Annotated in this window: 16 protein-coding genes; 7 read left to right on the top strand and 9 right to left on the bottom strand. The window is 62.6% G+C overall.

The genetic code is table 11. The annotated features are described in order from the left end of the window. Positions 1-229: 229 nt before the first annotated feature. Positions 230-754: a peroxiredoxin gene (locus G533_RS0101145; RefSeq protein WP_027948368.1), complete on the bottom strand. Its 525-nt coding sequence runs from the start codon at positions 752-754 to the stop codon at positions 230-232. A gap of 134 nt (positions 755-888) precedes the next feature. On the opposite strand from G533_RS0101145, the gene G533_RS0101150 reads away from it, so the two are divergent. Beyond that, a complete protein-coding gene (locus tag G533_RS0101150; protein ID WP_027948369.1) occupies positions 889-4,125 on the top strand; it encodes an amidohydrolase family protein in 3,237 nt (1,078 codons plus the stop codon). 12 nt (positions 4,126-4,137) lie between these two features. Here G533_RS0101150 and G533_RS0101155 read toward each other — a convergent pair whose 3' ends face one another. Then, complete coding sequence (locus G533_RS0101155; RefSeq protein ID WP_027948370.1) at positions 4,138-5,544, bottom strand: DUF3482 domain-containing protein; 1,407 nt, start codon at positions 5,542-5,544, stop codon at positions 4,138-4,140. Then, positions 5,541-7,013 (bottom strand): DUF2868 domain-containing protein, encoded by a 1,473-nt coding sequence (locus G533_RS0101160; protein ID WP_027948371.1) that lies wholly within the window; start codon positions 7,011-7,013, stop codon positions 5,541-5,543. Before G533_RS0101160 ends, G533_RS0101155 begins: the two co-directional genes overlap by 4 nt. On the opposite strand from G533_RS0101160, the gene G533_RS0101165 reads away from it, so the two are divergent. Beyond that, a complete protein-coding gene (locus tag G533_RS0101165) occupies positions 7,012-7,893 on the top strand; it encodes a helix-turn-helix transcriptional regulator (protein WP_027948372.1) in 882 nt (293 codons plus the stop codon). The genes G533_RS0101160 and G533_RS0101165 overlap by 2 nt on opposite strands. Here the strand turns inward: G533_RS0101165 and G533_RS0101170 are convergent. Genes G533_RS0101170 through G533_RS0101185 form a run of 4 tightly spaced genes read right to left on the bottom strand, consistent with a single transcriptional unit; the run spans position 7,880 to position 11,926 of the window. Beyond that, the gene (locus tag G533_RS0101170; protein ID WP_027948373.1) at positions 7,880-8,860 is read right to left on the bottom strand and encodes an NAD(P)H-quinone oxidoreductase; all 981 of its coding nucleotides are present in this window, start codon (positions 8,858-8,860) and stop codon (positions 7,880-7,882) included. The genes G533_RS0101165 and G533_RS0101170 overlap by 14 nt on opposite strands. A 21-nt stretch (positions 8,861-8,881) precedes the next feature. Then, the gene (locus G533_RS0101175; protein ID WP_027948374.1) at positions 8,882-9,628 is read right to left on the bottom strand and encodes a slipin family protein; all 747 of its coding nucleotides are present in this window, start codon (positions 9,626-9,628) and stop codon (positions 8,882-8,884) included. Beyond that, positions 9,628-11,013: an NfeD family protein gene (locus tag G533_RS0101180; protein ID WP_051229853.1), complete on the bottom strand. Its 1,386-nt coding sequence runs from the start codon at positions 11,011-11,013 to the stop codon at positions 9,628-9,630. Before G533_RS0101180 ends, G533_RS0101175 begins: the two co-directional genes overlap by 1 nt. 58 nt (positions 11,014-11,071) lie before the next feature. Further along, positions 11,072-11,926, bottom strand: a complete 855-nt coding sequence (locus G533_RS0101185) for a mechanosensitive ion channel family protein (RefSeq protein WP_027948376.1) — start codon at positions 11,924-11,926, stop codon at positions 11,072-11,074. A gap of 29 nt (positions 11,927-11,955) precedes the next feature. Here G533_RS0101185 and G533_RS0101190 point away from each other — a divergent pair, with 29 nt between their 5' ends. The 5 genes from G533_RS0101190 (at position 11,956) to G533_RS0101210 (ending at position 18,175) form a co-directional block, all read left to right on the top strand. Then, positions 11,956-12,924, top strand: coding sequence for a magnesium transporter CorA family protein (locus G533_RS0101190; RefSeq protein ID WP_027948377.1), 969 nt, complete (start codon positions 11,956-11,958; stop codon positions 12,922-12,924). An 80-nt stretch (positions 12,925-13,004) separates the two neighbouring features. Continuing rightward, a complete protein-coding gene (locus G533_RS20055) occupies positions 13,005-14,609 on the top strand; it encodes a WS/DGAT/MGAT family O-acyltransferase (protein ID WP_084638729.1) in 1,605 nt (534 codons plus the stop codon). A gap of 10 nt (positions 14,610-14,619) precedes the next feature. Continuing rightward, a complete protein-coding gene (locus G533_RS0101200) occupies positions 14,620-16,083 on the top strand; it encodes a helicase HerA-like domain-containing protein (RefSeq protein WP_027948378.1) in 1,464 nt (487 codons plus the stop codon). A 125-nt stretch (positions 16,084-16,208) separates the two neighbouring features. Next, the gene (gene msrB, locus G533_RS25430) at positions 16,209-17,345 is read left to right on the top strand and encodes a peptide-methionine (R)-S-oxide reductase MsrB (protein ID WP_051229854.1); all 1,137 of its coding nucleotides are present in this window, start codon (positions 16,209-16,211) and stop codon (positions 17,343-17,345) included. Positions 17,346-17,353: 8 nt separating this feature from the next. Continuing rightward, entirely contained in the window at positions 17,354-18,175 is an 822-nt protein-coding gene (locus G533_RS0101210; protein WP_027948380.1) for a hypothetical protein, read from the top strand. Here the strand turns inward: G533_RS0101210 and G533_RS0101215 are convergent. Together G533_RS0101215 and G533_RS0101220 are read right to left on the bottom strand one after the other, a co-directional pair. Next, entirely contained in the window at positions 18,139-18,861 is a 723-nt protein-coding gene (locus G533_RS0101215) for a hypothetical protein (RefSeq protein ID WP_051229855.1), read from the bottom strand. The genes G533_RS0101210 and G533_RS0101215 overlap by 37 nt on opposite strands. Continuing rightward, positions 18,845-19,627, bottom strand: coding sequence for an FTR1 family protein (locus G533_RS0101220; protein WP_027948382.1), 783 nt, complete (start codon positions 19,625-19,627; stop codon positions 18,845-18,847). The genes G533_RS0101215 and G533_RS0101220 overlap by 17 nt, the downstream gene beginning before the upstream one ends. Positions 19,628-19,630: the final 3 nt, after the last annotated feature.

Here is a 19,630-nt window from a genome sequence, read left to right on the forward strand (position 1 = left end):
TTTGACCCGTGCTGAGCATTACCCTCTCCAGCGGTGCATACGCGATGCCCGCCGCTGACTCAGCGCGCGACTGCCTGCTACCTCAGGTACCGCGCCATGGTCAGCTTCGCTTGCAGAAAAAGGCTGACATTATAGGCTCCGGCTGTTGAAGTGCCAGTGCAGGGATGGGTAAAAAGACCGGCGGCAGATCGGCGCGACGAACGCCAACCTCCCGAGTGCCGGTAGCGCCCTAGCGTTTGGGGATGCCCAGGGCGGCGAGGTTTGCCGCCATATCCTGCGCCGCGGTGGCGGGGCTGATGGAACGGTCGATCTTGAGAATAGTCCCGTCAGCGCCAATGTAGAACGTATGGCGTTTGGCGAACCCCATCATGGCCAACACGCCATAAGCCTCCGCGACCTGTTTGTCGGGGTCACTCAGCAGCGGGAAATCCGCCTCCGTCTCCTCGGCGAAGCGACGATTTTCTTCCACCTCATCCACGCTGGCCATGAAATACGTCACATCGTACTCGCGGATGAGATGGCCGTTTTCGGCCAGTGACTTGCACTCCACGGTGCAGCCCGAGGTGAAGGCGCGCGGATACCAGGCCAGCACCACAGCCTGCTTGCCCTTGAAATCGGCCAATGCATGGCGTTTGCCATCACTCCCCAGCAAGCTGAAATCGGGGGCGGGATCGCCCACCGCCAACTCCTCGGCCATGGCAGGCACCACACAGGCAAGGGCCAGCAGCAACGTGAATGATCGAATGATGTTCATGTGGACTCCAGTGTCAAGGTTGGGCGCGTTTCCCTGCGGACAAACTCCGTAGTAAGGTACGCGCCTGTTAGCGGCTGGATCACCGCAGCACAGCATCCGCCGCTCTGTTGACGCTGACAACCCCGGATATTGCCATGCCCAGCCTAACCCGAACACTGTGTTTTCTGCTACTCGCCAATGCACTGGCAGCCGCCACGTCCCAGGCACGGGACGAGAACAGCTGGCGTGTAAACGCCCCCGATTTCTCTACACCCGCCACCCGCGCCACGATTGACGTGAACGAGGGTACCTGGATGAGTATTGACGTCTCGCCGGACGGCAAACACATTGCGTTTGACCTGCTTGGCGACCTGTACGAAATCCCCATGGAAGGTGGCCCCGCAAAACCACTGACCAGCGGCTTCGCTTGGGACATGCAGCCCCAGTACAGCCCCGACGGCCGCCATATTGCATTTACCTCCGACCGCGACGGCGGGGACAACCTGTGGGTGCTGGAGCGCGCCAGCGGCGAACTGCGTCAGGTCACTTTCGAGGATTTCCGGCTGCTCAACAGCCCGAGCTGGAGCCGGGACGGCAACTACCTTGCTGCGCGCAAGCACTTCACTACCTCGCGCTCGCTTGGCACCGGCGAAATCTGGCTGTATCACCTCGGCGGCAGCGAGCAGAACAGTGGGCAGATGCTGGTTCCCCGCCCCAGCCCGACCTTCCAGAAAGAGCAGGGTGAACCGGCCTTCAGCCCCGACGGCAAGAGCCTGTACTTTTCGCTGAACACCACCCCCGGCGATACTTTCATCTACCACCAGGACAGCAACACTGAGCTGTTCCAGATTCGGCGGCTCGACCTGGCAACCGGTGATATCAGCACAGTTGCCGGCGGGCCGGGCGGTGCGGTCCGCGCCACCCCGTCGCCGGATGGCAAGCGCCTCGCCTACGTCAAACGGGTGCGCGCGCAGTCGCGACTTTTTGTGCAGGACCTCGCGACCGGCACCGAGCGCATGCTGTTTGATGGCCTTGACCTGGACATGCAGGAAACCTGGGCGGTGCACGGCCTCTATCCCACCATGGAATGGACGCCAGACAGCCGCGATATCGTGTTCTGGGCGCAGGGCAAGCTCTGGCGCCTGAATACTGCCGACGAGTCGCTGGCCGAAATCCCCTTCGAGGTCAGCGGCAGCCGCGACATCTATCCCGCCGTGCGCTTTCCGGTAAAGGTTGCTCCGGAAGAATTCGACACCCGCATGGTCCGTTTTGCCACGCCTTCACCGGACGGCAAAGCCGTTGTGTTCGAGTCTCTGGGGCGCCTGTACGTGAAACGTGGCGACAATGCCCCCCAACGCCTGACGAACGGTGACACAGACGGCTTCGACTACGCACCCGTGTGGAGCCCCGATGGCCGCGAAATACTTTTCCTGCGCTGGAGTGACAGCGAGCTCAGCCGCATTTATCGCGTGGCCGCGCGTGGTGGCAAGGCGCGTGCACTGGACCACCCGAAAGGCCAGTATACGGAGCTTGCTATCGACCGCAGCGGAGAAACCCTCGTCGTGCGCAAACTTGCCGGCAGCGCTCTGCTCAACCCCGAGTGGTCGGTGCAGCCGGGCCTTTATCTGGTCGAGCGCAAGTCCGGGGACATGCAGTTTGTCAGTGCGCGCGGTGAACACCCGCACTTCGGCCCCGATGGCCGCCTGTATGCCCAGGAACGCGCCGAAAGCGCCAGCGGTCGTGGCAGCAGCACCGCCAGCACGGTGCTGATTTCCATGTCCCGCAGTGGCCACGATGTGCAGCAGGTGGCCAGCGCGGAGCTGGCCACGCGCATCCAGCTCGCGCCCGACGGACAGCACATTGCCTTCATCAACGGGCATCAGGTGCACCTCGCGGCAACCGCGCCCAGCGCGGGTGAAACACTCATCCTTGACGCGACCAAACCCGCGTTTCCCACCTTGCGGCTGAGCCGTGTGGGCGGTGAATACCTGGCGTGGAATGCCGATGGCAGCGCCGTGAGCTGGAGCACCGGGGCTGAATTCAAAACTGTGCCGGTGGCCGACGCCATGCGCCCCGGCTTCAGCCCTCCGCAGAGCGGCACCAACCTGAGCATGCGCGTCGCTGCGGCCCGCCCCGACACGCGCCTGGCGCTGACCAACGCGCGGGTTGTCACGCTGAATGCACAGCGCGACGTGATCGATAGCGGCACGGTGTTGCTGGAAGGCAACCGCATCCGCGCTGTGGGCGACAGCAGCCTGGCCATCCCCGATGGTTTCCGCCAGGTTGATCTCGACGGCAAAACCGTAGTGCCCGGCTTTGTCGACATACACGCACACGGCCCCTATGGCCGTGCCGACATCATTCCCCAGCAGAACTGGGATCTGCTGGCTCACCTGGCACTGGGCGTTACCACCGTGCACAACCCGTCCAGCCAGGCCTCGCTGGTATTTGCTGCCGCCGAATACGCCCGCGCCGGACGCATCCTCGGGCCGCGTATTTTTTCCACAGCAGAGATCATCTACGGCGCAAAATCCACCTACTACGCCCCGGTGGAGACACTCGACGATGCCCTGGCACACGTTCGCCGGCTCAAGGCCCAGGGCGCGGTTACCGTCAAGAACTACAACCAGCCGCGCCGCGACCAGCGCCAGATGGTGATTGAGGCATCCCGCCGCGAGGGTGTGATGCCCGTGGCAGAGGGCGGCGCGCTCTACCATATGGACATGAACCTGATTGGAGACGGCATTACGGGAGTCGAACACAACGTCCCCACCCTGCGTCTCTATGACGACGTACTGCAGTACTGGCGCCAGAGCGAGGCCGGCTATACACCCACCCTCGTGGTGACGTTCGGTGGCCTGACCTCGGAAGACTACTACTACCAGGACACCGAGGTGTGGAAGCACCCACTGCTCGCCAATTTCGTGCCGCCGGCGGTGTTGCAACCGCGGTCAGTGCGCCGACCAATGGCACCGGAAGCCGACTATCGGGACGATGATGCAGCGGCGGCGGCCAAAGCATTGCTGGACGCCGGCGTACTGGTCAACACCGGTGGTCATGGCCAGCGCGAGGGGCTGGCCACACACTGGGAGATGTGGAGTTTTGTACGCGGCGGATTCACGCCCATGGAAGCGCTGGCCGCGGCTACCATCAACCCGGCACGCTACCTGGGTATGGATGCCGACATCGGCTCGCTGGAGCCCGGTAAACTGGCTGACCTGGTGATTATCGATGGCAACCCGCTGGAGAATATCCGCCACACCGACCACATCAGCCACGTGGTACTGAATGGACGCGTGTACGCGGCGGACTCGCTGTCGGAAGTCTTCACCGGCGACAGCACCCTGCAGCCCTTCTACTGGGAGGCCAAGCCGGAATCGGCGATTCGCTGAGACCCGTCGCGCTCAGGCAGAGCCGGATGGCGCGCCAGTGCGCGCCAACATCCACTCTGCCAGCGCCTGGCGTGCTGCGGCGGCACTGCGCGGCTGGCGCAGCGCAGCAAACCAGCGCGCCAACTGCCGGCGCTCCGCATCGCTGACATCTGCCAACAGCGCCGTATCCAGTTGCAAGGCACTACGGTCAGCGTGGGTACGGCTGCACAGGCGCTGTTGATGCAGTAGCGCCCTGCCCAGCAGAACAAACGGAAAATTGGGGTTGCGCGATGGCCCGTAGCTGACCAGTTTACCGCCACTGGGAATGCCCTTGACCCGCAGCTGCGCGATTTCATCGGCGTAGCGCAAGGCCGCTACGCCACCGGACGCGGCACCCAGGGTGCCGCTGATTAGCGTTCCCATGCCCCCGGTAAGCCCCGCCGTCATGCCATCCAGCGCCAAGCCGGTGCCGCCGCCGAGCAGCGCACCCGCCGATGCGGCCACGAGCGTCAGCGCGCGGCGGTCCAGCCCCCAGAGGTACCACTGCTCCACGTTGAACAGTTCGGAAGCCTCCAGGTCGATATCCAGCTCACTGCGCTGCAGGCGATGATAGTGATACACCTCCTCCACCTGACGCCGACAGCGGCGCTCGCGCGCCTGCAGCTCGTGTTGGTAACGGGTGAACAGCAGGTCCTCGACCGGCTTTACCGGCAATCCCTCCGGCACCCGCTGCGACAACTGAAATGTCAGCGCATCGGCAATCCACTCGGTAATCAGGGACGCCGCCTCACGGTGCTCGCGGCCGCGCTCACTGCGCAAGACTGCCACGGCGCGGTCCAGTGCCTGTCGCCAGTGCTCGTCCAGATGCCCGAACAGCACCAGCAGCTCCAGCTGCTTTTCCGCTTCGGCGCGCTGCGCATTGAACAACCGCACCGTCTGGAAATACTGCCCCAGCCCGGCCTGCCACTGGGCCACATAGTCTTCATTGTCGATGGGGTTGATCAGCGCCAGGCTGGGGCGCCCGGTCCAGCGCAGAATTTCCATTTCCGCTTCGTAGTCCGCTCCGAAGGGCACCGAGCCATCGACGACATAGATGATACCGGCGCCATCGACAATGGGCTGCAGCAGCGCGCACTCGTCGTGAAAGCGGGCATCGCCGCGATGTTCGGCGACAAAATCGCGCACCGCCCGTGGTCTGCTGGCAGCATCCTCGGCGTGTGCGCGCAACCAGTCGAGTACGGCGCGCGCACGCTGGATGCCGGGCGTATCCACCAGTGTGTAAAGCGTTTCGCCATCCACGCGCATGGGGAACTCACGCGCCTCCCGGGTCGAGCCCGCGCGGGCTTCAATGCCCACTGAGTCGTCTCGCGCCAGTGTGGCGACAATACTGGACTTGCCTTTATTGGGGCGCCCAACCACCGCAAAAACCGGCACGTTCACGCGGCCACCACCGGGTTCAGCAACTGCACATCCACGCCCTCAAAAGGCAAGCCGCGAGCAAACAGGCGCCAGTCCTCCACCTTGCGATGCGGCAGCGGACGGCCCGGCAACGGCACCAGTAGAATGCTGCAGCGGCTGACCGCGGACAATGGCTCCAGCAGGTCTGACAGTTCCGCGACCGGTGGCTCCCAACCTTTCACCGCCAGATAAAGCCGGTCGATATCCTGCAGCGGCAGCGCCGCGAGCGTACGCTGATCCGCGGCAAGGTCGCCACTGGCCAGGCTCGCGCTCTGTGCCGGTTGTCCGTCAGCCAACTCTTCATAGCTGGCGGGGGCGCGCTCGCCAAAAGCGCCCGCCACTTCCAGCAACAGTGCCCGCGGCCAGGCAGCCCTCGGGACCTCGTCGCGCAGACCGCCACTATCGGTGCTTTCAGCAGCCGGGGGCATTGCATCTGCCGTGCCGCCAGTGGCGACCAGGGGCGCCTGCATGCGCGCCAGTACGCGTTCGACTCCCGGGTAACCCAGCAGGCTGGCAATCAGCTGACGCCGGTACAGCCAGCGCGACAACGCATAGAGACACACCCGTGGCAGCAGGCTGTAAACGAGCAGGCAGAGCAACAGAAAGCCCCACCAGCCACGCATGCGCTCCAGGCGCTGCGCATCCAGCACCTGCAGGGCGGCGTGATAGCGGCTGGCGCGTAACAGTTCCGGATCGATGGTTGCCCCCGGCAGCAGTTCCCGCCAGGGGCGCGCAAGCGAATTGACCAACCACTGCATGAATTGATCGCTGAGGGGGTAGGTAGAGCCCCACACGAAAACGTAGTTATCCACCGCGGGCAAGACAATAAATGCTACCGCCGCGCCCGCGGCGAACAGGGCACCTACGGTCTGCCCGTGGCGTAAAAACAGCAGGCGCAAAAGCGGCTGTGCTTCACGCAGCGCCCGGCTATCCGGCCAGCGCCGGCGCAACACCCAGCGCATGGGCTGTACCGGCGACGCCGGCGGCACGCGGCCGCGCAGTAACTGAAGCAGCGCAAGCAGGGAACCGGCCATCAACAGCCATTGCAGCCCAACAAACAGCAGCAGCCAGAACAATACATTGACCAGCGCCTGGGTGCTGCCGAGCAATAAACCCGCCATGGCACCGAAACCGGCGATCAGCGCGAGCACATTCAACAGTATCGCCGGATTGGCCCCGCCGGCCCAGGCGGGCTGGTGATGCGCCTCGGGATCGACAGCGTGCAGCCAGTAGCGCAGCCGTTGCCAGTCACCCTTACCACCGCAGCCCTGGCCAATCTCCCGGTCGCGCTGGCGCAGCTGGTCCAGCGGCAGGTCCCGGTCGTGTTGGAGCTGACCGGCAAGGTGGTAGAGATCACTGATGTCGGGAGACGCGATGGCCATGTCCTCGGTATTCGCTGGCTGCACTGAGGTGTACGATACAGGCAATTCACCCTGAACGGGAACAGGCATGACTGCAACACACTCCGACCCCTGGCCTATCCGCTGGGACCTGTTGGTGCGCTACCGTTACATCGAAACCATTGCACTGTGGGAAGGTCGGCTGACCACCCGCCACCTCTGCGAGACATTCGGCATAGGTCGCCAGCAGGCGAGCAAGGATATCAATCGCTACATCCGGGATATCGGCCCCGGCAACCTCGTCTACGATGCATCACTCAAAGGCTACATGCCGGCACCGGAGTTCCGGCCGCGGGTAACCGAAGGTGTTGCCGACGAATACCTGCACCTGATGGCGCGCAACAATGAATTGTCCAATGTGTTTGAGTCGCTGGCACTGAACGTGGCGAACATCGAGGTGCTGCGGGTGCCGGTACGCGATGTGCGCCCCGAGGTACTGCGCCCCATCATGCAGGCTGCGCGCCAACGCAAGCGTCTGGAGGTGGACTACGTTTCCCTGCACAATCCCGACCGGGAGGGGCGAATCATTGTACCGCATACGCTGGTGTTTACCGGCTTGCGCTGGCATGTGCGCGCCTGGTGCGAGAAGAACCAGGCCTATCGCGACTTTGTGCTCAGCCGCTTTCGCGACATTCCTGAAATACTGGATGATTCCAGCCAGGGCGTGGAAGAGGATGACGACTGGAACACCCACGTGACCTTGCGGGTTGTGCCCGACCCGCGTCTGAACCCTGCCCAGCAACAGGTTGTAGCGACCGACTACGGCATGCAGGATGGCGCTCTGGACATTACGGTGCGCGGGCGGCTGGTCCCCTACGCCCTGAAACTCCTGCACATCGACCCCGAACCGGCACTGGGAGACCCCATGGCGCAGCAGATCGTGGTGGAGAACCGGGCGCAACTGGCGCCCTGGCTGTTCAGCGCAGGGTGAGGATGATTTTCCCGATGTGGGCACTGCTCTCCATGAGCTCGTGGGCCGCCGCCGCATCCTGCAGCGGGAATGTTGCGGCAATCACGGGGCTGATATCACCGCTCTCCAGCCGCGGCCAGATGTGCTCAAGCAACTGAGAGGCGATGGCTGCTTTTGCCTCGGCGGACTGTGGGCGCAAGGTCGAGGCGGTGAGCGTCAACCGCTTCAGCAATACCGGCACGAAATTGACTGCAGCCTCAAACCCGCCCTGGAACGCGATATTCACGATGCGGCCATCGGTAGCGGCCAGACGAATATTGCGGTTGATGTAATCGCCACCCACCATATCCAGGATGACATCCACTCCGGCACCACCGGTGCGCTCCTGCAGCACGGTTTCGAAATCGTCGTTGCGATAGTTCACCGCATGGTCAGCTCCGAGTTCTACGCAGGCAGCGCATTTCTCGGCGCTGCCTGCCGTGGCGTACACTGTCGCCCCCATAGCACGCGCCATCTGAATGGCACTGGTGCCGATACCCGAACTGCCACCGTGCACCAGCAGGCTCTCGCCGGCCTGCAATCCCCCGCGCATGAACACATTGGTCCACACCGTGAAGAAGGTTTCCGGCAGGCCGGCGGCGGCAACAAAGTCCATGCCCGCGGGCACAGGCAAACACTGCCCAGCCGGCGCCACGGCCTGCTCCGCGTAACCGCCGCCATTGGTCAACGCACACACACGGTCGCCCACCTGCCAACCGGTCACGCCCGCACCGACAGCTGCCACCTCACCCGCAACCTCCAGCCCCGGCAGGTCCGAGGCGCCGGGGGGCGCCGGGTAAAGCCCCAGGCGCTGCATCACATCGGGCCGGTTGACCCCGGCCGCAAAAACGCTGATCAGCAATTCACCGGCCCCGGCAACCGGCGCCTCCCGCTGCGCCGGTTTCAATACAGCCGGTGCCCCGGGCTCACTGATTTCAATGCACTGCATAGAAGACTCTGCTCCGAAGGTTTAAGAGGTGAATTTCTTCATGATATCCACCGGCAGTGGGAAAACAATGGTCGAACTCTTGTCGCCGGCAATTTCCACCAGGGTCTGCAGGTAACGCAGTTGAATGGCTGATTCTTCCGTGGCCAGCATCTTGGCGGCCTCCGCCAGTTTTTCGGCTGCCTCTGCCTCGCCCATGGCGTGAATCACCTTGGCGCGCCGTTCGCGCTCCGCCTCCGCCTGCTTCGCAATTGCACGCACCATGGACTCGTTGAGATCGACGTGCTTGATCTCCACATTGGCCACTTTGACACCCCAGGCTTCAGTCTGTTTGTCGAGGATGGACTGGATATCGTCGTTCAGGCGGTCTCGCTCGGCGAGCATGTCATCCAGGTCATGCTGGCCCAACACCGAACGCAGGGTGGTCTGGGAAAGCTGGCTGGTCGCCTCCAGGTAATTTTCCACCTGAATGATGGCACGCTCCGGATCCACCACACGGAAGTAGATCACGGCGTTGACCTGCACCGACACGTTATCGCGGGAAATCACGTCCTGCGTGGGCACGTCCATTACCAGCGTACGCAAATCCACCCGCACCATCTGCTGCAGTACCGGAATGATCACGATCAAACCGGGCCCCTTGACCTTGTAGAAGCGGCCCAGCATGAAAATCACGCCGCGCTCATACTCGCGCAGCACCCGGAACATCGACAGCAACAGCACTATCGCCAGCACGATGAAAACGGCACTGAACATCTCGATCTCGAACATCAGGCTTTTCCTTCTGAGTTGATTTCTGTCGACTGTCGGCGAACCACTGCCGTCAGCCCCTCAATTGCCAGCACAACCACTGGCACATCCGCTTGCAGGGGCTCATCGCTGCGCGCATGCCAGAGCTCCCCATCCAGCCATACCCAGGCCTCGCCGTCGTGCATGCGTGCCACGCGGGTGCTGATCCCCACCAGCCGCTGCACACCGGTCACCACCGCCCGCTTGCGCGCGCGCAGAACCATCCCCAGGGCAAAGACCAACAGGCCCACACTGAAGACGGTTACCGCCAGCACTATGGGCATCGCCAGCTGATAGGCAGGAAGCGTGGTATCCATCAGCATGATGGAACCGGTAACAAACGCGGCTGCGCCTCCCAGGCCCAGTACGCCAAAACTGGGCGCAAACGCTTCCGCCACCATCAGCGCCACACCGAGCAGGAGCAGCCCCATGCCGGCATAGCTGATAGGCAGCATCTGCATGGCATACAGCGCAACCAGCAGGCTCATGGCTCCGACGATACCGGGCAGGCCAATGCCCGGGTTATAGAACTCGATAACCAGGCCATAAATACCCACCAGCAGCAGGATATAGGCCATATGGGGATTGGTAATCACGGCAAGAAACTCACTGCGCCAGTCCGGCGACTGCTGCACAATTTCCGCTCCCGCCGTGTTCAGCACCCGCGCCTCACCATCGACCTGCACGATTGTGCCATCAACGGTCCGCAATAACAGCGGGAGCGAATCGGCCAGCTGCTCGATAACGCCTGCGGCCAACGCATCCTCCGCCGAAAGGCTAACCCCCTCACGCACGGCGCGCTCCGCCCAGTCGCCGTTGCGGCCGCGCAGCTGCGCCAGGCTACGAATATAGGCAACCGCGTCATTGACCACTTTGCGTTCCATGGCCGTGCCACCTGCACTGTCGGGTGAGGTGGCTTCGCCATCCTGTTCCTCGCCCTCGCCCGGCAATGCAGGCAAGCCACCCCCTCCCAGTTGCACAGGTGTTGCCGCACCCAGGTTGGTGCCCGGTGCCATCGCCGCAATGTGTGTGGCATAGAGAAGATATGTGCCGGCGCTCGCCGCACGGGCGCCGCTGGGGCCCACATAGCCGAGCACCGGCAGCGGGGCGGCCAGCACCGCCTTGATCATGTCGCGCATGGCGCTGTCGAGTCCACCGGGCGTGTCGATACGCAGCACAACGGCCTCCGCGTCGGCGGCGACCGCCCGCTCCAGCGAGCGAATCGTATGGTCCGCGGCCGCGGGGCCAATGGCACCGTCAATATGAATGACCCAGACCTGCGCAGACGCAGCCGGCGCCAGCAAGGCGCAGACCAATGCCAGCAGGCACAGGAGACTGGAGTGATGACACTGAGGAAGCCTGTTCATGGCACCCAGTATAGTGCAACGCGGAACGCTACGCCGAACTGCGGCCGTGCGCCACGCACTAGGGATTCAGCAGCCGCAGCTCACCGTTCAGGTGTACGTCCCGCTGAGGGAAGGCGATGACCAGCCCCTCCTCGCGGAACAGCGCCTCGATCTGGAAACGCAGATCACTGCGGATCATGCGCAGCCCACGCTCCGCGGTGGAGTGCACCCAGAAATTCAGTTCGAATTCCAGTGAGCTATCGCCGAAATTGTCGAATATCACCAGGGGCTCCGGTACTTTCAAGACATCGGGGTGCTCTTGCGCCACGCGATACATCAGGGTCTCGGTAAGTCGCACGTCGCTCTCGTAGGCAACACCCACGCGCACAACGGTGCGTACCAGATCATCCACCAGTGTCCAGTTGGTCACCGTATTTTCCAGCAGCTGGCTATTGGGTATGAGCAAGTGCACACCGTCGACGCGACGGATACGTGTGGAGCGCGTGTTGATCGACTCCACCGTGCCACGTACCTCACCCAGCTCAAGAAAGTCGCCGATCTTGATGGGGCGCTCCCACATCAGGATCCAGCCGCTGATGAAATTGTTGATGATGTTCTGCGCACCGAAACCAAAGCCGATTGCCACGGCGCCCGAGACAAAGGCAAAGGCCGCCAGCGGCACACTCAGCAGGTCCAGCGTGGACATGCCCACAATCGCCATGCCCAGAATGAGATAGGCGCGAAAAGTGAGCTGCACGACATTGGGGTCGATGCTGCGCTTGAGCATGCGTGAACGCAGGAAGCGGCCACTCCACAGCACAAAGAAAATTCCGCCGACCAGCAACGCCAGTACCGTCAGCACCTGCGCCATGGTGATACTGACATCGCCAAAAACGATTAGAGGCACCTGGAGGATTCGGTTAAGCTGTTCCATGCAGAGTTTCCTTGAAGGGTTGCGGATACATGATCAGGGCAAAATTACTCTCTTCGCAAGGGCAGTACCAGACCGGCGACGAAACGTTGATCGCGCTTTGGCGCGAACAGGAGAACAGTACCCTCTGGCTGGACCTGGAAGGCGAACTCACCGCGGACAGGCAGGAGCTGCTCGCCGCACTCAACTGTGACCGGCTGGCAGTGGCCGACTGTGTGCGCACCCGTCACCCGCCGAAAGTCGAGGAATTCGACCACGACACGTTTATCCTCTTTCGCGGCATGACCAGCCTGGACGACGACCTTGAGCTGCAACCCATGCCGGTGGGGATGTGGGTGGGCAAACGGCTGCTGATCACCACGCACCCGGGCACGGCGATCAGTGTAAACCACTTCTGGGACCACGAAGAACAAGAGTTGTTACTGAAGACGCCCAATGTACTGGCGTTGCGCATCCTGCACTATGTGGGCGGGCGCTATCTGGAAAAACTCATGGATTTTGAAGATACCCTCGCCGGGCTGGAAGACGCCCTGCTCACAGACCAGACCGATACCGTGATGAAGGAGCTGGTGGTCTACCGCTCCCGGTTGCGCAAGCTGTTGCGCATTTTCAATTACCACGAGGCACTGGCCGAGCATATTCTCCACAGCGGCACCTCACACCTGGGTTCCGGCAAGGACAAGAGCCATCACGTGCGTCGCGACCTGTTCGATCGCTGCGAACGCCTGCAAACCCTGTGTTCCATGTACTACGAGATCTGCGGTGACCTGGTGGAGAGCCATATTTCCATCAGCTCGCACCAGCTCAACCAGACCATGAAGATTCTCACCATCATCACCGCCATTTTCGTCCCGCTGGGTTTTATCGCCGGTCTCTACGGCATGAATTTCCAGTACATGCCCGAATTGCAATTCCGCTACGGATACTTCGTGGTTCTGGGGCTGATGGCCATGCTAGCGGTGGGTATGCTCACCCTGTTCCGGCGGGTGCGCTGGCTGTGAGCCTGCAATTCCCCCTTCACGGGCAAGGGCTTTAACGCTATTGTTCAGGCGAGAAAGTACTATAACAACAGGTAAATCCTATGCGCCCAGTGAACCTCGCCGATGCCGGCTTCCTGATGATGGAGAAACGCCAGACCCCGATGCACGTTGGCGGTCTGCACCTGTTCAATTACCCCAAGGGGGTCGACCAGCGTGAATTCCTGCAGGAAATTCTCACCGCCCTGCGCACAGAAGAAGAGTATCGGCGCCCGTTCGGTGAGTACGTCACGACCGGCCGCGCCGGACCGTTGCGGCTCTACTGGGAAACTGACGACCATTTCGATATCGACTACCATGTACGACATTCTGCGCTGCCCCAGCCCGGCCGCTACCGCGAGCTCTTCATGCTCGTTTCGCGCCTGCACAGCACGCTACTGGACCGTACCCGTCCCCTGTGGGAAACCCACCTGATCGAAGGGCTACAGAACAACCAATTCGCGCTCTATAGCAAGGTGCACCACGCGGCCACCGATGGCGCCTCGGCGATGCACATGATGAATGCCATGTACTCAACGAGTGCGCGCACCCGGGCACGCCACTCCGCGCTGTCACACGAGGCCTATGAACGCTACAAGTCCCAGCGACTGCCGCCGGCGGCCGGCCGTATCGAGCCCCGGGGACGGGAATTGAAAAACGTGTTGGAAGCGCTGCGCCAGCAGTACGACACCACCACCAGCCTGATGAGTGCATTCCGTCAGTTCGGGGGTGCCTTTTTTGGCCGCAGCGGCAACCTCGCAGTGCCCTGGCATCAGGTGCCCCGCACATCTATCAACACCAACGTCACGGGTTCCAGGCGATTTGTGGCGCAATCCTTTGACTTCGAGCGCGTACGCGGGGTTTGCAAGGCAACCGATGCCACCGTGAATGACGTGGTGCTGGCCATGTGTGCCGGGGCCCTGCGCCGCCACCTGTCCAGCCAGAATGAACGTCCACCGCATTCCCTGAAGGCCATGGCACCGGTGTCGCTGCGCGACGACAACGACCTTGACTCGTCCAATGCCATCGGTTTTATCACTGCTGACCTCGCCACCGATGTGGCTGATCCGGAACAGCGCCTGCGCAAGATCCAGGCCTCCATGGCGGCAGGCAAAGACCTGTTGCGCAGCATGTCGCAACGGGAGGCGACGCTGTTCATGCAGATCACCCAGGTACCCGCGCTGCTCTCATCCGTGCTTGGACTCGCCGGCCATTTCCCCGCTTTCAGCACCGTCATCTCCAATGTGCCGGGGCCGCGCGAGCAGCTCTACTGGAATGGGGCCAGTCTGGAGGGCGTCTACCCCGCGTCCATCGTCTTCGACGGCTTCGCCATGAACATCACTCTGGTAAGCTACCGCAAGCAGCTGGATTTCGGCATTGTCGCCTGCCGCCGCTCCATGCCACAGGTACAGCGCATCATCGACTACCTGGAAGAGGCGTTGGGGGAGCTGGAAGAGCTCGCCGGTCTGCGAACCGCACCACGGCGCAAACCCAGCGCCAAAGCAAAGCCGGCCGCGGCGACCAAGCCCAAAGCCAAAGCCAAGCCCAAGCCCAAGCCCAAGCCCAAAGCCAAAGCTGGCAAGGCAACCACCGGCAGGCAGGCTGCACGCACCGAACCGCCGCGTGCCAGCAAACCCAAACTGGCGGGCACCGCTACAGCAAAAGGATGACCGGGTAACAATGAGTGAGCAGATCCTGATCGGTGGTAACGCCGAGGCACAATGCGGGCTGTTGCCACGCTACGCCAACCGCCATGGCCTCATCGCCGGCGCCACCGGAACCGGCAAAACGGTGACCCTGCAATGCCTGGCGGAGAGTTTCTCCGACCGCGGCGTGCCGGTGTTCATGGCGGATGTAAAAGGCGACCTGTCAGGCATCAGTCAGGCGGGTACACCCCACCCCAAGGTGGATGAGCGCAACCAGCGCATCGGCATTACAGACTACCAGCAGCGCGGCTTCCCCGTGGCGTTCTGGGATGTCTTCGGCGAACTCGGCACGCCGGTACGCACGACTGTGACTGAAATGGGGCCCGCACTGCTCACCCGCCTGCTCGACCTGAACGAGACCCAGGAAGGCGTGATGAACGTGGTGTTCGAGTTCGCCGACAACGAAGGACTGCTGCTGGTGGACCTCGCGGACCTGCGCACCACGCTGGAATACCTCGCCGAGCACGGCTCGGACCTCGGTGCGGGATATGGGGTGGCCAAGGCCTCGGTGAATGCCATACTCCGCCGGCTGCTGGTGCTGGAGCGCGAGGGTGGCCGCGCGTTCTTCGGCGAGCCCTCACTGGCGCTCAGCGATTTCATGCAAACCACCCGCGACGGACGTGGCGTTATCAACCTGCTCGCCGCCAACACGCTGATCCAGAGCCCGCGCGTTTACTCTACCTTCCTGCTCTGGCTGCTCTCGGAGCTGTTCGAAACGCTTCCCGAACTGGGCGATCCGGAGCAACCGGTGTTGGTGTTCTTTTTCGATGAAGCACACCTGTTGTTTCGCGACGTGCCGCGCGCACTGCTGGAAAAAATCGAGCAGGTTGTGCGCCTTATCCGCTCCAAAGGTGTCGGCGTCTACTTCATCAGCCAGAGCCCCAGCGACATCCCGGATGCGGTGCTGGGGCAGCTGGGCAATCGCATTCAGCACGCGCTGCGAGCCTATACGCCCCGGGAACAGAAGGCGGTGCGCGTGGCGGCGCAGTCCTTCCGCGCCAATCCGGCGCTGGACACGGTCACTGCCATTACCGAGTTGGGGGTGGGCGAAGCGCTGGTCTCCATGCTGCAGGACAAGGGTATTCCCGCCCCGGTACAGCGTGTGCTGATCCGCCCCCCCTGCTCCCGTATGGGCCCTGCGACTGCACAAGAGCGCGCCGCTGTACTGGCACACGACCCCAATCAGCGCATCTACGCCAACGCGGTGGACCCGCGTTCCGCTCATGAGGTATTGCGCGAAAGAATCGAAGCCGCCAGCGCGCAACAAGCAGCTGATGCGGCAAAGAAGCGCGACAAATCCACCACCCGCAGTTCGAGTGGACGCCAGAGCACCAGTGAAGCGTTTATCAAGAGCATGGCGCGCAGCCTCGGCTCTGCCGCCGGCAGCAGCCTGGGTCGCAAACTGTTTCGCGGGCTGCTCGGCTCCCTGCTCAAGTGAACCGCCCTCCATCCGCACGAGGGAACTCGCCGCTGGTTCCCGCGGTCTACTGTTGACAATCGCCCTGTCATCGCCTGCGCGCTGCCGCGCGTAACAACGGCGACCTATCTCACAGGAGAGCTCTCATGCGCAACACCGCCAGGCTGGCAGCCACGCTGCTGGTTGCACTCATCACCGCCACGGCGGGCCATGCTCGTTCGGCCTACGCGCCCGGTAACGAAAATCTGGCCGTCGCGACCTTTGCCGGCGGCTGTTTCTGGTGTGTCGAGGAAGGTTTCGAGAAGATACCCGGCGTGGTGGAAGCCGTTTCCGGCTACAGCGGCGGCAAGGAAACCAATCCCAGCTACGAACAGGTCTCCGCGGGCCAGACCGGTCACACTGAAGCGGTACAGGTGTACTACGACCCCGCGGTAATCACGTACGAAGGCCTGGTAGAAGGCTTCTGGCGTTTCGTGGACCCCACCGACAGCGCCGGACAATTCGTTGACCGTGGACGCCAGTACCGCCCGGCCATTTTCTACCATTCACCGGAACAGCAACGTCTCGCACAAGCATCGCGGGATGCGCTGGAGGCCTCGGGCCGTTACGACAAACCGGTTGTAATTGAAATAACGCCCTTCACGACCTTCTACGATGCCGAGGCCTATCATCAGGACTACGCCAGCAAGAATCCGCTGCGTTACAAGTTCTACACCTTCAACTCCGGCCGCTATCAATTCATTGACCGGGTGTGGGGCGACGACCAGACGCTTGATTTCTCGCGTTTCCAGCCCAGCACAAACAGTGAAGGCAAACAGGCCGGCTTCGATCCCGCAACCTTCACGCGCCCATCGGACGCCGCCTTGCGACAGCAGCTGAGCGCAGAACAGTTTCGCGTGGCGCGCGAGGACGGCACCGAGCGCGCGTTCAACAACCCCTACTGGGATGAGAAACGAGCCGGGATCTACGTCGACATCGTTTCCGGCGAACCGCTGTTCTCCTCTCGGGACAAGTACGTTTCGGGAACCGGTTGGCCGAGCTTTACCCAACCCATCGCGGGCGACAGCGTTGTAGAGAAAGATGACAGCAGTTTTTTCATCTCGCGCACCGAGATACGCAGCCGCCATGCCGACTCACACCTCGGTCATGTATTTGACGATGGTCCTGCACCGACTGGCCTGCGCTACTGTATGAATTCGGCTGCCATGCGCTTTATCCCGCTTGAGGAGATGGCCGCGCAAGGCTACGGCGACTACATTGCTGCGGTTACCGGCGAGACGTAACCGAAGCAATGGAGCAGCGCCAACCCCAGCCGCCCCTGAGCAGCACGTCGCCCACGAGCTACCAACGACTGCCCTGGGCACTCTGCACCGCCATCATCCTGCTGCAGTGCAGTTTCTGGGCGGCCGGTGTCAGCGCGGGGCCCTGGAAAGCTGTGCTGGCCGCGCTGGAAATGGCCCTGCTCGGTGGCTTGCTGTGGAACGGCTGGCGCATTCGCAGGCGGGTATACCGCAGCAGCGAGGCACAAGCGCGCTCGCGCGCGGTCGCCGACCTGGCGGTTTTCGGGCTGGCTGTCTGTCTGCTTGGCGACGCCGTGAACCGCAATGTGCCCGCGCGTTTTTACAGCTACGACAACGTTGTACAGCACAGCTACCTGGCGGATTCCGTCTGGTTCTTTTTCCCGGGCTATGCGCTGCTGATCGCAGCCGTGTGGCTGGCAACCGCAGGCCGCGTTAGCCCCTTGTGGCGGGCTCTGTCGTTGGCCGTGGCCGCTGCCGGTGGCGGCTTCGCGTTCAGTCAGGTACTGCTGCCCGGCACTGCGACCTACATCGCCTGGCTGACTGGCGCCTATTCAGTCCTGATTGCACTCATGCTGCCCTGTGCGCTTTGGATCTGGCTGGCGTTTGGCAGCAGCGGCCGCTGGGTGGCGCTTGGTGCGGCATTGGCCACAGCAGCCGATGGCCTGATCGGCCACTTCTGGCTCTACGGCAGTGGTTACTACCCGGGCATCGCCTACGCCAACTTCATGCTCTACTTTGTTTCCCAGGCCCTGCTGCAACAGTTGCCGCTGCTGGCTCAGAACTCGTATTCCAGTACCCCGCGCAGTGTGTAGTCTGCCGTGGTGGCATCCAGTCCCCACACCACGCCCGCTTCCCAACGCAGCGCTTGACGGCTGCCCAAACGGGCCATGCCCTGCAGCATCGGGCCGAGTGCCCGGGTATCCTCGCCCAGGTACAACTCAAGCGCCGGCTCGAGCAACGGGGAATGCCGGTAGCGCGCCTGCAATGCGGCGGCGGTTTCGAACTCGTCTTCGATATCGTCACCCCATTCGTAGATCACACCAAGATTGGCGGTTGCGCTGAAGCGCCCCAGTTCGCGCTCCAATAACAGTGTGGTCGCGTACTCCCAGATTTCTTCGTGCCGGTATTTTTCCAGTTCGAACAGCACGCCGTAATCGAGCAGGAATTCACCCTGCTCCGAGAGTTGCCACAGCGCCTCCAACTCCCAGGCGTCAACGCTGAAGGCACTATCACTGCCTTCGCGCCCTATCAGGTAAGCCTCGGCAAACAGAAATTCCGACACCGCCCGACCCAGGCCCACGCGATGTGTCGACTGACGGGCTTCGACGCTGGACGGTGCGTTGTACGCCTGCACCGCGCGCCACTCCAGCTCCCACTCAAGCTGCTCTACGTAGGGGTGATACACTTTGTCCACAACGCTGCCATCCGCCAGCACCCCGGCAGACAACGAAATGCCCATCACCAGGGATATTCCCCAGCGGTTAATCCAGAACTGCATGTTTCGCCCTCCCCGTACTGCCCCACCACAGCGCAATACCCGCCAGCAGCAGACAGCCCACGTAAAGGCTCACCTGCAGCGGACCGGGGGTCGCTTCGTACCCCAGTACCGCGTAAAGCAATTCGCCCACAAACGACTGTTCACTGAGCAGTGTCGAGCTGTCCCACAGCGGGGCCTGGTCGGGCAGCCAATCGACTTGCTCCAGCAACATCGTGGCCTGCATGATCATCCCCGCGCCAATCAGTGCCAGCGTGGCGCAGCAGGCCGGCAGCGCCCAGCGCTGGGGCACGGCTCGCAGGGCACCGTAGACCAACACGCCAGCGCTGATACCGATCCCCATGCCCAGCGCACTACCTGCCCACACGGCAGCGGCGTGCTCGCCGAGTGCAGCAAAGGCCCGCACATAGATATGAATCTCGGCGCATTCGCGCACAATGGCGCAGGTGATTGCCAGGGTCATCAACAAGGTCAGCCATTGCCGTCGCCCCTCAGCGCTGCAAGCGAGCACAAGAATAGGCAGCAACAGCAGGTACACGCCGGCTTGCAGACTGGCGTTGAGCACTTCCTGGCCAGCACCGTCCAGGGCATCGGTAATCACCGCCAGAAACGAGGCATACAGCGCCACACCAATAGCCGCCAGTGGCAGCGCCAACCAGAGCCAGCGCTGTCCCAAATGTACCGTACGCGCCAGCGCCAACAGTGCACTGACCAGTACCGCTGCCTCGAGCACCTCCCGCAATACGATCACCACCGAATTAAGAAACACGAT

It is taken from the genome of Haliea salexigens DSM 19537, assembly GCF_000423125.1.
In the GTDB taxonomy this organism is placed as follows: domain Bacteria; phylum Pseudomonadota; class Gammaproteobacteria; order Pseudomonadales; family Halieaceae; genus Haliea; species Haliea salexigens.

Coding starts and splice junctions, on each gene's coding strand:
- G533_RS0101145 (WP_027948368.1), bottom strand. CDS start 754: ATGAACATCATTCGATCATTCACGTTGCTGCTGGCCCTTGCCTGTGTG.
- G533_RS0101150 (WP_027948369.1), top strand. CDS start 889: ATGCCCAGCCTAACCCGAACACTGTGTTTTCTGCTACTCGCCAATGCA.
- G533_RS0101165 (WP_027948372.1), top strand. CDS start 7,012: ATGACTGCAACACACTCCGACCCCTGGCCTATCCGCTGGGACCTGTTG.
- G533_RS0101160 (WP_027948371.1), bottom strand. CDS start 7,013: ATGCCTGTTCCCGTTCAGGGTGAATTGCCTGTATCGTACACCTCAGTG.
- G533_RS0101170 (WP_027948373.1), bottom strand. CDS start 8,860: ATGCAGTGCATTGAAATCAGTGAGCCCGGGGCACCGGCTGTATTGAAA.
- G533_RS0101175 (WP_027948374.1), bottom strand. CDS start 9,628: ATGTTCGAGATCGAGATGTTCAGTGCCGTTTTCATCGTGCTGGCGATA.
- G533_RS0101180 (WP_051229853.1), bottom strand. CDS start 11,013: ATGAACAGGCTTCCTCAGTGTCATCACTCCAGTCTCCTGTGCCTGCTG.
- G533_RS0101185 (WP_027948376.1), bottom strand. CDS start 11,926: ATGGAACAGCTTAACCGAATCCTCCAGGTGCCTCTAATCGTTTTTGGC.
- G533_RS0101190 (WP_027948377.1), top strand. CDS start 11,956: ATGATCAGGGCAAAATTACTCTCTTCGCAAGGGCAGTACCAGACCGGC.
- G533_RS20055 (WP_084638729.1), top strand. CDS start 13,005: ATGCGCCCAGTGAACCTCGCCGATGCCGGCTTCCTGATGATGGAGAAA.
- G533_RS0101200 (WP_027948378.1), top strand. CDS start 14,620: ATGAGTGAGCAGATCCTGATCGGTGGTAACGCCGAGGCACAATGCGGG.
- msrB (WP_051229854.1), top strand. CDS start 16,209: ATGCGCAACACCGCCAGGCTGGCAGCCACGCTGCTGGTTGCACTCATC.
- G533_RS0101210 (WP_027948380.1), top strand. CDS start 17,354: ATGGAGCAGCGCCAACCCCAGCCGCCCCTGAGCAGCACGTCGCCCACG.
- G533_RS0101215 (WP_051229855.1), bottom strand. CDS start 18,861: ATGCAGTTCTGGATTAACCGCTGGGGAATATCCCTGGTGATGGGCATT.